General features: G+C 37.5%; 11 protein-coding genes and 2 pseudogenes. 1 reads left to right on the top strand and 12 read right to left on the bottom strand.

What is annotated here, in order from left to right:
- Positions 1-12: 12 nt before the first annotated feature.
- On the bottom strand, positions 13-1,380 hold the full coding sequence (locus OCV68_RS07940; RefSeq protein WP_147621722.1) for an ethanolamine ammonia-lyase subunit EutB: 1,368 nt from the start codon (positions 1,378-1,380) through the stop codon (positions 13-15).
- Positions 1,381-1,402: 22 nt separating this feature from the next.
- Positions 1,403-2,803 (bottom strand): ethanolamine ammonia-lyase reactivating factor EutA, encoded by a 1,401-nt coding sequence (locus OCV68_RS07935; RefSeq protein WP_022476013.1) that lies wholly within the window; start codon positions 2,801-2,803, stop codon positions 1,403-1,405.
- 455 nt (positions 2,804-3,258) lie between these two features.
- Here OCV68_RS07935 and OCV68_RS07930 point away from each other — a divergent pair, with 455 nt between their 5' ends.
- A complete protein-coding gene (locus OCV68_RS07930; RefSeq protein ID WP_022476014.1) occupies positions 3,259-4,407 on the top strand; it encodes an IS3 family transposase in 1,149 nt (382 codons plus the stop codon).
- Here the strand turns inward: OCV68_RS07930 and OCV68_RS07925 are convergent.
- From OCV68_RS07925 to OCV68_RS07880, 10 genes and pseudogenes are all read right to left on the bottom strand, one after another.
- Positions 4,374-4,871, bottom strand: a pseudogene (locus OCV68_RS07925) (IS256 family transposase); the annotation flags it as partial. The gene OCV68_RS07930 and the pseudogene OCV68_RS07925 overlap by 34 nt on opposite strands.
- 276 nt (positions 4,872-5,147) lie before the next feature.
- Positions 5,148-5,288, bottom strand: a pseudogene (locus OCV68_RS14760) (DapH/DapD/GlmU-related protein); the annotation flags it as partial.
- A 344-nt stretch (positions 5,289-5,632) separates the two neighbouring features.
- Positions 5,633-7,174, bottom strand: a complete 1,542-nt coding sequence (locus OCV68_RS07915; RefSeq protein ID WP_022476018.1) for a lipopolysaccharide biosynthesis protein — start codon at positions 7,172-7,174, stop codon at positions 5,633-5,635.
- A gap of 128 nt (positions 7,175-7,302) precedes the next feature.
- Complete coding sequence (locus OCV68_RS07910) at positions 7,303-8,559, bottom strand: O-antigen ligase family protein (protein WP_022476019.1); 1,257 nt, start codon at positions 8,557-8,559, stop codon at positions 7,303-7,305.
- Entirely contained in the window at positions 8,546-9,694 is a 1,149-nt protein-coding gene (locus OCV68_RS07905; RefSeq protein WP_022476020.1) for a glycosyltransferase family 4 protein, read from the bottom strand. Before OCV68_RS07905 ends, OCV68_RS07910 begins: the two co-directional genes overlap by 14 nt.
- Before the next feature lie 11 nt (positions 9,695-9,705).
- The gene (locus OCV68_RS07900) at positions 9,706-10,068 is read right to left on the bottom strand and encodes an LbetaH domain-containing protein (protein WP_262571944.1); all 363 of its coding nucleotides are present in this window, start codon (positions 10,066-10,068) and stop codon (positions 9,706-9,708) included.
- 52 nt (positions 10,069-10,120) lie between these two features.
- Positions 10,121-10,525 (bottom strand): serine O-acetyltransferase, encoded by a 405-nt coding sequence (locus tag OCV68_RS07895; protein ID WP_262571942.1) that lies wholly within the window; start codon positions 10,523-10,525, stop codon positions 10,121-10,123.
- A gap of 3 nt (positions 10,526-10,528) precedes the next feature.
- Positions 10,529-11,692: a glycosyltransferase family 4 protein gene (locus OCV68_RS07890; protein WP_022476022.1), complete on the bottom strand. Its 1,164-nt coding sequence runs from the start codon at positions 11,690-11,692 to the stop codon at positions 10,529-10,531.
- On the bottom strand, positions 11,689-12,600 hold the full coding sequence (locus OCV68_RS07885) for a glycosyltransferase family 8 protein (protein ID WP_022476023.1): 912 nt from the start codon (positions 12,598-12,600) through the stop codon (positions 11,689-11,691). Before OCV68_RS07885 ends, OCV68_RS07890 begins: the two co-directional genes overlap by 4 nt.
- 13 nt (positions 12,601-12,613) lie before the next feature.
- Positions 12,614-13,771: a glycosyltransferase gene (locus OCV68_RS07880; RefSeq protein ID WP_022476024.1), complete on the bottom strand. Its 1,158-nt coding sequence runs from the start codon at positions 13,769-13,771 to the stop codon at positions 12,614-12,616.
- Between the last annotated feature and the right edge of the window lie 166 nt (positions 13,772-13,937).

Here is a 13,937-nt window from a genome sequence, read left to right as displayed (position 1 = left end):
TCATTCCTTTCGTTAATTTCCGAAAATGGTGGGGTCACCTGCACGGTCGGTATAATGACCTTCCTCGTCGATTATGCCCCATTTGAGCATCCACTTTTCAAACTCGGGATTTGCGTGAAGTCCCAGTATCTCACGGGCTGCCTTTACATCGTGATGACCTGTGGTCTGATACATGAGCATGATATCATCGCCGTGAGGAATTGCCATTACATAGTTGCAGCCGCCTGCCCCCAGCATTACCAGCAGATTATCCATTGCACTCTGGTCACAGGTATTGTGGTTGGTGTAGCACACATCGCAGCCCATGGGCAGACCGTGCATATGGCCGCAGAAATTATCCTCCAGACCTGCTCTCAAAACCTGATCGCTGCCGTAGAGGTATTCGGGGCCGATAAAGCCTACCACTGTATTTACGATAAATGGGTGATAGTGCCTTGCAAGGCCGTAGCAGCGTGATTCCATGGTCTGCTGATCCCAGCCGTTGTGACCGTCGGAGGAAAGCTCGGACGCCTGACCTGTTTCGAAATACATATAGTTGGGGCCTGTTCCCGTGCCCTCGGTGCGCATAAGCTCGTTTGCTTCTTCAAGCATTTCCACGGTAACGCCGAATGCGTCCATGGATTTCTGTGAGCCTGCTATGGACTGGAAGCACAGGTCGGCGGGAGCACCCTGCCTTATTGCTTCCATCTGAGTTGTAACATGAGAAAGCACACAGTTCTGGGTGGGAATATCGTACTTCACCATAACGTCCTTGAAAAGACGGAGTATCTCGCCTGTGGAGTCAGCCGAATCCGTTGCAGGGTTAAGGCCTATTACAGCGTCGCCCATGCCATAGGAAAGTCCCTCCAGCAGTGATGCGGCAACGCCCTTGGGGTCATCGGTAGGGTGGTTCGGCTGCAATCTTGAAGCCATTGTCCCCGGAAGTCCGAGGTATGTGTTGCAGTGAGTGACTATTTCTATCTTTTTTGCGGCATACATCAGGTCAAGATTGCCCATCAGCTTGCAGACTGCGGCAATAACCTCGCTGGTCATACCTCTGCCTGCACGGAGTATCATATCTCCTGTGGTGCGGCTGTCCAGTATCCACTCACGCAGATCTGATATAGTCATGCCCTTTATCTCGTTATAAATTGGAATGTTAAGGTCGTCCTGGATTATTCTTGTTACCGAGTCCTGCTCATATGGCACTGCGGGGTTTTCACGGATATCATGGACAGTGATATTGCTCAGAGCCATTTTTGCCGCAATTCGTTCCTTGGTGTCCTCTGCAGCGATACCTGCAAGGCAGTCGCCGGATTTCAGCTCGTTCGCCTTGCACATAACTTCCCGTATATCCTTAAATTCATATGTTCTGCCGTAAAGCCTTACTTTATATGACATTTTTATCCGCCTTCCTTGTGGGTTATGAGAATATCAGGGTTTTTACAATGACGGGCAGCACTTTGCCGTGGGCAAGCGGTTCGCCGATGTCGATGAAATCACCGTCCGAGCAGGAGATGCCGTCCACACAGATAAAGTCCCTGTCCTTTATCCGACGTTTCAGAGCCTGTCCCAGCGCCTTGCCGATATCCGCTTCGGTAATGATGATAAGCACGCTTTGGTCGGAGCCTTCCGCACCTGCGCACACAGCGTCTGCCATAGCTTCTATCTCCTTGAACGAGGGACAGGGCAGACCTTTCATTGATATTGCCGTCAAACGGTTTTCATACCTTGAAAGTCCCTTTCTTATCTGCTCCCCTGCAGAGGGAATATCCTCTGACGTTTCAAGCTTTATCCTTGAAACGGGAATGCTTTTTATTGGCAGACTGCCGAAAGTGTATTCGATGGTACTTCCCGATACCTCCATGCTGAAATTGCCTGCGCCGATAACGGTGGCACGGATAGTCTCCTCCGCCGTTTCGGACATTCTTTCGGTAAGCAGGGGCGAAGCTGCCACGGCGTGACCGAGGAAAACGCCTATATCGCCGTATGGGAACTGCTTTTCTCCCGAATAGCCCATGCAGTCGGCAACACCGCCGGAAAAAGTAATGATATCGGGGACTATGCCGCTTTTCATGCTATGGTTCGTTATCATAAGCTCCAGGCGGCTGTCAGGTTTTCTCAGTCCTGCGGACTGTTCTATCACTTCCGTCATTTCTCTGCATATATTTTCTGCGGTCTCGGAAGTGAGGATATCGCCTATGGATACACTGATGCCGCTCATATCGGCAAGCTTTTTCAGTTTCTGTGCGATGTATGTCACCCTGCCGTTTTCATCGACCTTGATAAGCCTTCCGCCTATGTCCAGGCAGGCGGTATCTATGGCAGTGCCGTCTCTGAAAAGGCAGATATTTGTGGTTCCGCCGCCTATATCAAAGTTTGCAACAGTTTTTCCTGTTTCCTCCGAAAGTCTTGCTGCGCCTGAGCCTTTTCCTGCCAGCACCGATTCAAGGTCTGGGCCTGCGGTGGCTACAACAAAATTTCCTGCTGTTTCGGAAAGGGCTTCGGTAACCGAGCGGGCGTTGCTTTTTCGGGAGCTTTCGCCTGTGATTATAACTGCGCCTGTGGTGAGCATATCGGGGGTGAGATTGGCTTTTTTGTATTCCGACATCACAATGTCGCTTACCTTATCGCCGTCTATCTCATTTTCCGACAGCAGAGGGGTGAAATATATCTCGCTTTCATAGATTATTTCCTTATCCACTATCTCGATCTTGGGGACGGAGCCGAATCCGCCTGTGTTCTGAATGGTCATTCTGCTGAAAATTATCTGTGTCGTAGATGTTCCCACGTCGATGCCTGCACTGAGGATAGTTTCGTCCATATAATCACATCCTTATAAAAAAAGAGCACCACAGGTACAACGTCCTTGTTGCACAACGCCTGTGTTGCTCTGATAATATTATATCACGGCATCCTTACCATGTCAAGACAAATTTGCAAGTTTCAGCATATAGACTTGCAAATATATTATTAAAACAAATACAATATTTTTTACAATCGCCTTAAATCGTGGGTATCCTATCTTATCAAAGAAGGATAACTCTTTGCAGCATTCAAAAAAACGATGTAGCTCATAGCTGTTTCATTGCCGTCAAGGCCAAGCTTTACGAATCTGACTGTCTTGTATTCCTCATTTTTATATGATATTATCAAACCAATTTCACACTGAGTACCACCAAGTCACACTGAGTCACACAAAAAATCTGATGTAGTATAATAAAACTTGACACAATCCACCCACGAAAATATAATAAAAAAGAAGGAGAGTGTCAAGGAATGGGACAGGTAAAACAGTACAGCCGAGAATACAAAGAGGAAGCCATGAAACTTGCAGAGGAAAAAGGGTGCAAAAATGCAAGTATAGAATTAGGAATATCGTATCATACATTATACGATTGGATAAAGCAGGCACGCAAAGGAAATCTACATCTTGAAAAACGCAGCGACAGCAATGTATCCAAGCTTGAAGAAGAACTGCAGCAGCTTCTCCGTGAGAACAAGGAACAGGCAAAGGAAATCAAACGGCTTCAAGAGGAAAATAATTTTTTTATCGGAAGCAACCGCTTTTTTCGCAGCGAGCCGTCAGAAGTGTGCAAAAAAGGAAGAATGAAATTCATTGCTCTGAAAACCAAAGATGGAGCAGAGCGAGGAAAAATTGCTTTCTATTGCAAGGCGCTTGATGTGACAAGACAGGGATTTTACGATTATCTTAAAAAACGTGACAAGCCCTGGAAATACGAAGCTCTGGCGGCTGAAATGATGGAGATCGTTGAGGAAGATGAATGTAATGATACATATGGCAGGAAGCGGATGCATCAGGCACTTTTGTTGAAGCACCCTGATGGCGAGTGTGTTCCCAGCGAAAGTACGGTGTATCGTGTAATGCATGACATAGGAATAACTCGCAGACCGAGGAGAAAGCCTAACGGGATCACAAAGGCAGACCGTGAAGCAATGAAATCGGACGATCTTCTGAAGCGTGACTTCAAGGCGAATAAGCCCTGTGAGAAGTGTGTAACGGATATTACAGAGATCAAGGGAAAAGACGGAAAGCTTTATACATCGGTGATTTTTGACTGTTTTGATCTTGCCCCACTTGGAATATCAATGGATACCAATATGAAAGCAGAATTGTGCGTAGAAACAGTAAAGAATGCTGTCAAGTCCTATCCCGAATTAAGGGGCGCAATTCTTCATTCAGACAGAGGCAGCCAGTATACAATCGAAAAGTACCGGGAAACACTAAAACACGTCGGATTGGTTCAAAGCATGAACAGTACCGGAGGAAGATGTCACGATAACGCCCTCTGCGAAAGTATGTGGGCAAGAATGAAGGAAGAATTGTTTTACAGTAGGAACAGAAAATCTGAAGATTACACAGTAGCCAAGTTGAAAACTATTCCGTCAAAGAAAACTACGGGGTAAATTTTGTCGAGAGGACGGTTTTGCCATTCATTTACCTCAGGAAGAATTTTGTCGGTTATTCGGGAAACAAGCCCCTGGGAAATTTCTGCACCATAGATTTCTCTTAGGGTATCTTCAATATCACGCTGGGACATTCCCTTTGCGTACATTGCCATGATTTTCTGTTCAATTTCATCTGTGTGAGTCTGTCTTTTTTCAATGACTTTAGGCTCAAATTCTCCGTTGCGGTCACGTGGAACAGATATTTCACATTCGCCGTAATCGCTGGTTATGGTTTTCTTGCCATAACCGTTTCTGCTGTTGCCGGAATTATTGCCGAGAGCAGAGTTTTTCTCATAGCCAAGATGTTCGTCCATCTCAGCTTCAAGCATCTGTTCGATCGTTCCTACGAATAACCGCTTTAATTTTGCCTGAATAACTCCTGTTGTTTCACAGTCTGCCATTAGAAGCTGAACAAGCTCCATTTCCTTTTCGCTTAATCCGTGATTTCTGTTTTTCATACCAATTTACCTCCAAATTTCTTTGTGGTTATTATTGGCATTTACACAGTTTATTATTCAGACTCATAATGCCGAAAAATATCCGGAATGTTGAGGATCACTTTTGCAGATTCCTGGTCTTCACACTACGGGGTTCGCTGGTAACTGTCATCACAGGCACAGGTGTGTGCCTGTTTGGCGGTTGCGTTGTAGCAGTTAATCTCTATCACATTAGCTAGCTAATGTTTTAACTTTAACCGCCGGTACTCCTGCATACAACGAATTTGCTTCACAATTTTTATTAACAACGGCACCAGCTGCTATTATACATCCATCCCCTATTGTTACACCGGGAAGAATTGTTACATTAGCACCAATCCACACCCCTTTTCCAATATAAATAGGAGCAACTGTATTAGATCCTGCTCGACGTTCTTCCCCACCAATTTTATGTGATGAAGTAATAAACGAACACTGCATTGCAATATGTGTTCCATCAGCTATTGTTATGAAATCTGAAGCATCAAAATAGCAAAAATAATTTACATAACAATCATTTCCAATCTTAACCTTATTTGAACTAAAATAACACTTAGGATTTATGTTACCGCTATAAGTGATAATACCTGCTATCTGATATATTTTCTTTCTTAGAAATTTCGGGACCCAGTAACTACCGCCAAAAGAATTAATCCATAAATCCCTACCAATTATTTTCAACTGGTTCATTCGGTTAAGAATCTTACTCATTTTTCTATATCCTCCTTTTTATTTTTAGAAACTATTTTAAAAACCATCTGCAATTCTTTTTTATCACACACAATAACCAAATGAATAATCGCACCAATTATACAAAATATAACTCCGCATATTCCCAGCCCAATCCATGTATTTGGACGATATATATTAGATATCAATTTAAAAATTATGGTAATAGCTATACAAGATATTATATTTCTTATCAAACATGGATAAAAAGTCCAATAAGGCACTTTTAGTGCATATGACATATACAATGGATTCGTAATAAAATTTGTTATTAACATTACAACTGTCGTTGTTAATACAACTGAATAAATGCCAAGTGGAGTAAATTTAATTAATACATACATTCCCACAACATTCAGAATTCCACCAATTATGGTCGTAATGCATGGAAATTCTTTTTTTAGTGTAAGCGTATATACATAATATAATGGTGTCATCGGTCCACTAACAATACTTGCTGCAATTGTTATCATAGTCAGTGAAAAAATCAAATTAATATTTTGGTTAGGGATCCACAATTCATAGTAAATCATCCCCAACGTGGCAAACCCTGCAAATGCAATATTTGAAAGAATTCCAGAAATCTTCATTGATATTTTTAATTCCGACATTAACTGTTCTTTTTTATTTTGCGCATAGCTTTTTAAAAACATTGGCTGAAATGCTTGCGCTACTAACTGATACAAGCTGTGAAAAATATTATCTATCGTTTTTACAATAGCAATTTCTCCCATTGAAATTGGTGTTAACATTAAATTACATACAACCAAATCCAAACCACTATTCAGGATATTTCCCAGCGAATTAGCTGAAGTCCATATGCCATCTAATATCAACCTACGTACCGCTGAAACCTTAAAATAGCTTCGACTTGCAGACAATTCAGGTGTATTTCTTTTACAAATATAAATATTGGATATTGCTATTACAAAAGCAGAAGCAATTAAGCCAACGCCAACATAGTAAACTTTCTCTGGAAAAAAGCCGTATAACACTAACAATATTCCAGCCTCAAAAATATAGGATAAACCTTTATAAATGCCTGTACTATCAAGTTTATTTTTGATATAAGCCGAACAACTGAACACTGAAAAGACAGTTGTAATCCAAAAGCTAATGAAAACACACATAAAGAGAAGCTTTACATCAAATACGATAGACTCTGGAATTTCAAAGATATGCTCCAAAAATGAAATTAAAATAAACGCCAAAGCAGTAATTACTGAAGCTAAAAAAATATCTCCCCAAAAAACAGAACTAAAGTATTCGTTACTTTTGCAGATATTTTGATTATGATATTCAAGTGCAATATAGCGAGAAGCATATGAATTTAACGCAACAGTTATAACTGTTGCATATTGTGCACAATTCTTTGCTAAAGACACAAATCCATATGCTGCTGTTCCTACTGTATCTGTTATATAAGGCGTTAATATCAAATTTATCAAATAATTTAATATAAACGCAACTCCTGTAACAACAATTGTTTTTAATAGTTTCCCTATTTTGCTTACTTCCAATCGCAGTTCCTCCTAAAAATTGCAAAAGATTCACCATTACTGCCATATGGTGCATTCTCTAATCGCTTATAGAGTAAAATAAATATCATCCGTTACTTTGTTGCTTATCAGTATAAATATGATGCGCTCTATTTATCATCTTCTATTATTTTTTCTTCTCTGCTCCAGATGCAATACGAAATAGCAATTAAAAAGAAAAGTAGATCATAGGACATATAGTTGAATGTTCTCTCTACCAGACTTCTAATCGTATAGAACAAAACAATTAACACCAGAAACTGTTTGCCGTCATTTTTTTCAACGGTAACTCTATTCATTGACTGCAAAACCAAAGCTATAAATAATATAACACCAATTGCTCCAACTTGCAAAAGCATTTCTAATAGTAAATTATGTGCTCCAATCGCAAACTGCGACAATCCTAATGAAGAGTAAATAGACCATAAAGACGATACATATTTGTCATTTATCCAAAACGTCCCATAACCTGCACCTATCCAAAAATTACTTTCCGATGCGTATTGCAATATGCCATTCCAAATGGATGTTCGTCCTGTCAACGTAACGCTTTTTCCAAAATAGGCCAAAATACTTCCTATCAACGGAAGAATGACATAAACTGATGCCCAAAATAACGATGTAATAAAAATAAATAAAGAGCCAAGTTTATTTTTATTTTTTTTTATATAATACACAACAAAAATAATAAACGTAAAAGCAATACAAAACACAGCACCAACGGCATGGCAAATAATAAAAAGCGGAATTTGAGCTATAAGCAGCAAAAGACCTGCAACTCTTTTAGATCCTTTTGAATAAAACAAACACCATGCCACTGTTACCACAAGACCAAATGCTAATTCATAAGCACACGTATTCTTTGTAGTAAATAAACCTACTAAGTTCTCTTTGAAAAATGGATCAGAATATAAAACATCACTCGGACGAAAAATATACATATACCATATCATAGCAACGACAACAGTTTGTGCCCGAATAGCTATTGATGCAATTTTTTCCATAGAAAAATAATATCCAATATAACATGCAATCGATGCCGTTCCGATCAGTCTAACTACTCCTTCAAAGAAAGTATTATAATCTTTTGTTACCACAATTCCAGAAATAAATACATAAACAAAAAAACCTACATAAAGTAAATATTGTTTTGTAACCCTCCATTTTTGCTTTTGGTACAAAACATAAAACAGGCCATATATAGCATAGAACATAAACAATGTATTGTACACCAAATATATAACATGTGCCACTGGCTTAGGAATTGCATTTTCAAAATTTCCTAAAGCACCCATATATTGTGTTAACAACATTACTAACAAAAGCTCATTAATATTGCAATATATCGTTTGTTTACTGAATTTCATTATATTTTTCCTCTACTTTACGATATGCCATTGCAGTAATCTTAGCAGACTGCTCCCATGAATATTTCTCATCTTTTAATTGTTTAACATTCGCCTGATAATCCTTGAGCTTTTGCTTATCTAATTTTACGAATGATTCTATTGCATTCGCCAATTGCTGCGGACTCCCCGCTTCAAACAAAAGTCCACTTTTTCCCATGCATGTTTCTTCATAAAAAACAGGAATATTACTAGCAATTACTGGCTTTTCAAAAGAATATGCCATCAACAGTGCACCCGAAGCGTATATTTCTCTATATGGAAAAATAATACAATCTGCCTCATTGAAATAATTTTCAAGAGTATCATCTGGAATAAAACGAATATCAAACTTAACTATTTTCTCATCAATATTTAATCTATTGCGCATCGCTATATAATCTGTGTCATCATAGTTTTTTTGCTGGTTACCAGCTATAACAAAATGACATCTTTTTGTTACTTCTTTAGGAAGCAATGCAATAGCATTTAAAAGTATATCAATTCCCTTGTACTTTCTGAGCAATCCAAACATCAAGAATTTTACAGGTTCGCCAGTCTCCATATGCTTTATATGATAACTTGTATAGCAACCATGCGGAATAACAAATACATTGTCTTTTTTCTGGTCTCCAATATGATCTAATAGCAATCTTTTGCTACTTTCATTATGTACTACAAGCATATCTGCCAAACTGCAAATACTAATTAGTTTTTTTTCATCACTTTTTTTTGCTTCGTGAGGAAGAATGTTATGCACTGTAAAGCAGAATACATTCACATGTTTTTTTAAGATTTTATAGAAAGGAACCTCACATTCATGATGAATAATCCCTTCCACATGGAGAACATCTGGTTTAATTTCTTCTACTATTTTTTTTATTTTTATTAAATCTGATAAGTATTTTTTAAACGCTTTAACTTTGTTTCTATCTGGCTTAGAATGGAGAACTGGCTTTATATTAAATAATTCATTCGATTTTTTTTCATAACTATCTTTGCAAATCAATGTTACATCTGCAAATTTAGACAACTCACAACATAATTCATATGTATAAAAATTCTTAGGTAAAAAATAATCAATCAGCACAACAGATTGAACATTCTTATCTTTCATATTATCAATCCTTATTGTTCAATAATTTTCGCTGGAACACCAGCAACATAGCAATTATTAGGTGTATCATGAATGACTACTGCTCCTGGTGCAATAATAACATAATCACCTATACGAATATCGCCAAGAACACAAGCACCATCTCCAATTTTAACATGCTCACCAATAATTGGGGGTCCAATATTATTTCTACTTCCTATTGTAACGCTTTGACCTATTATAACATCTTGTCCCAAAATTGCCCTAAAGTGTACTACTGTACCTCTGCCATTTCCTGATAGCGATAGTCCCTTTCCAAACTTTACAGATGCTGGAAAGTCACACTTCCACAAAATTCTAACAATAATATCAAATAACTTAGCAATTGGCTTCATTCTATGTCTATACATCCATGCCTTCAACCTCAAAACAATTAACATATTTAACCTACCCTATAATTTTACCTGGATTGCCAACAACCGTACAATAATCCGATACATCAAAATCAATATATGCGTTTGCACCAATATTACAATTTGATCCAATTCGTTTACCAGACTTTATTACAGCACCCGCACCAATAAGAACATTATCCCCTATGTTAACACCTTCACCTATTTGACTATTTTGATAAATTGTACAGTTTTTACCTATAACGACATTCAAACCTATCCTTACCCCTAGTCCATAATGGGGAAAATAAATTCCAGAACCTATGATTGTTGATTTTGGAATATCGGCACCAAATACTAGTTTGTTCATTTTTTCAAAAAAATTCCATTTTATATTCTTATAGCAATACAAATTCGTATAAAAATAAATCAATCTAGAGTATTTGCCTTGTTTCTTCATTTCTTAACCCAAAACCTCCTTGATAACACTCCAAATTTGATTTGCATTTTGCTCAGCAGTAAAATGTGTTTGAGAATATATATATCCATTTTTAGCCAATTGATCCATATAATTACGATCCAAATAAAGTTTTTCAATGTTATTAGCCAAATCTATTGGATTTCCCTGCTGATATAAAAGTCCGGTATTTCCATCATCAATAATTTCTTTAGTTCCTCCTGTATTAGAACCTATGACTGCCAAACCACTGCGCATCCCTTCAACTGTTACGCGCCCAAATGTTTCACATTTTGAACAAACTAATTCGCAATGCATCTGTTTTCTTAACGAGATCATATCTTTCACTTCACCATGAAATACAACATTTTCTTTAAGATCATGAGCTTCAATAAATGATTTCACCTCATTAACATATTGCGAATTAAAAGCTGCATTACGTACACTACCAGCTAAATGAATACGTATGTTAGAATAGCCCCGTTTTTTTAACACATCCAGTGCCTTGACAGCCTCTAATTGTCCTTTATCCTCCATTAGGCGCGCAGTAATCAGTAATTCAAACCATTCACCATTTTCCTTTGGAGCAATGTCTAATGCCATTGTACTATCTATTCCGTTATGTATCACATGCAATTTTTCTTCCGAAGTTTTCTGTACAAACTGTTGCTTTACCGCTTCTGAAATTAATATTAACGCATCTGAATTATCATAAATCTGCTGGCAGTCCCAAAATGGCCAATATGGATTTTCAGGGCCAAGTTCTCTAACGTGACATATATGTTTTATTTTTAATGCTTTCGCAATTATGGCACCAATCATTGGAACACGCGTATTTGTATATACAAGATCATACTGTTCTTTTTTTAATTTTGGTATTAAAAAAAGAGCCCCTAAACATTCCAAAATTCCGCCAATCCAAACCTTAATACAGCGCAGCCAATCCCTTCCATCGTGATAAAATCCAGAGATAACCCCATAATAAGGAACAGCAACGATATATCGAATTTCTTCTGACTTAAGTGCATCAATTAACGCACCCTTTTTTTGAGGCACAACGACATTGCATTCTACACCATATTGTAACCTAAGTTGTTTTAATACCATAAGTAGCGAGCGGTTAGCGCCACCTGACAACAATGAATTGTGTGCAATAAATAATATTTTCATTTTCGCCTACCAAACAATTTATTTATTTTTCTCATCGCAATCGAAAGCATAGCATTTATTTGATTTAATACTCGTTTTTTCTTATTTTGGCATATTTCCTGACATACAAAGCTTTTCGAAGCATACTTCCAATATTCTTTTTCATACTTACCTAAATAAGCATTACTCCAAGGCTTAAATGAATTTGCATAGTGTAGAATATGATATGTAGGATTCTTGTCTATTCCAACTAAATAACCTAACGCATCACCTACTCCACGAAATACTGTTAAATAGTTATATGTTTCATCTAGCTGAATATAATTTTTAAAAAATAGACCATTCAGCACTTCCTGGTCATGAAATTTAAAATTCTTTCCATTTGCTTTAATATAAGACAATACCTCATCAAAATTATAAACTTTTCGAAAAACGCTCATGTTAAACAAAATTACACCTGAATTAAAGTATAGATTTCCCTCATTTGGTATGATTCCCAATGACTCTACATACTGAAGATTCCTTTTATTGATGAAAGGATCAGGAACTGCCGCAAAATAATTGGAACCCAAATCACTGTTAAAAAGTTCTTTCAAGTCTCTATTTATAATTATGTCAACATCCAAATATAGTACCTTATCTATGTCCTGCGGAAGATATAGAGGCAATAAAAGCTTATAATACGGTGTTTTATTAAAATCGTTACGAAGAATTGGAACCTCTCCTAAACGAGTATCATCAACTGTAATCACCTCAATTTTACAACAAAGCGCTTCAGCGCATTTCGATAATTTTAAAACATTTTCTTCCATAAGACCGGAAGAAATAATGAAAAAGCGATGAAATCCGCTGTTATTATCAACTATTGATTGTAAAGTAACAATTAGCGGCGTAACATATTTATCATTTACAACAAAGCAAAAATCCACACTTTAAAACTCCCTAAATTTTATTTATCAAAGAATTTATAGATTGTTTCATCTGATTAAACATAAACAATCGTTTCACTCGCTCGTTGGCAGCTTCTCCATATTTTTGAGCAAGTTTTTTATCTTTCTGCAATAGCTTTATTGCTTCAGCCAAAGCCTCCACATTTCCATTTGGACACTCAATGCCTGTAACACCATTCAAACTGACATAATTTACACCACTTCCAGGAATTGTGAATGTGACAGTGGGATTGTTAAAATACATGCCTTCTGCCAATGCAATGCCAAAAGCTTCATTTTTCGTAATAGATGGAAACGCAAAAATATCACACGCAAGATAGTACGCAATTAAATCCTCATCACTTATACGTCCCAAAAAAGTTATCTTCGAATCACCAGCAGCTTCCTTTTTAAGTGAATCAGTCAGCGGGCCTTTTCCGCCTATCAAAATTTCAAAACTATTATCAAGCAACTTGCTCGCCTGAACCAAATAAGTGATTCCCTTATAAGGCACATGACGTCCTACAGCAAAGCATATAGTTTTTTCTTTATACTTTTGCTTAATTTGAGCTGCACGATTTTTAGCATCATCCGTAACAGCAAGTCGTTCTGGTCTAATGCAGTTTGGGATAACCATGCATTTTTCTTTAAATCGACTCATGTACGGACTTCCTACAATGTAATTTGGACTTGTGGCTATCACCTTATCCGCACGTTTAAGCAATCTTATCGTTTGTCCATAGAACAATTTTCGTAATATTTTTTGTTTTGTGATATCCAGATGCCAATAAAGTATTAATTTAGTTTTTTTAGAAAGCATTGGAAGCAAAAAGCTTGAAACAAATGGATTTGGATAATGGAAAATTACAATCTCCGGATCAAATTCCATTAAAATTTTTTTGAGTTCTCGTGGATAAGTCAGCGAAATTGATTGGGAGGCCACTTTTGCAAAACATCCGCATCGGATAACATCAACTCCATCCACTTTATCATAAACCGTTTCCTTACGATGACAAATGTAATCGCCGTCATGAGCATCCTCATTAAAACAAATGATTTTCTGCTGAACACTTTCATTTTCAATCAATGAATCAGTAATATCCCGTGCAACCTGCTCAATACCCCCAATATGCGGATATTGATAATTCGAAATTTGTAATATTCTCTTCATACCATTCCTCTTAATTATATTTCTTGTCCAACTTATAAATTTTCACAAAATTCTTGTGTTTTATATGCTCAAAGCTGAAGTTAATCAAATTAAAGCAGCTTCTTTGCATCTAATTTATTTAACATATTATTTGTTTGGTGATTAAGATTTTAAAGAGCTACTTTTT

The organism is Huintestinicola butyrica, assembly GCF_025567215.1.
In the GTDB taxonomy this organism is placed as follows: Bacteria; Bacillota; Clostridia; order Oscillospirales; family Ruminococcaceae; genus Huintestinicola; species Huintestinicola butyrica.
This window is presented reverse-complemented; position numbering and strand designations above follow the sequence as displayed.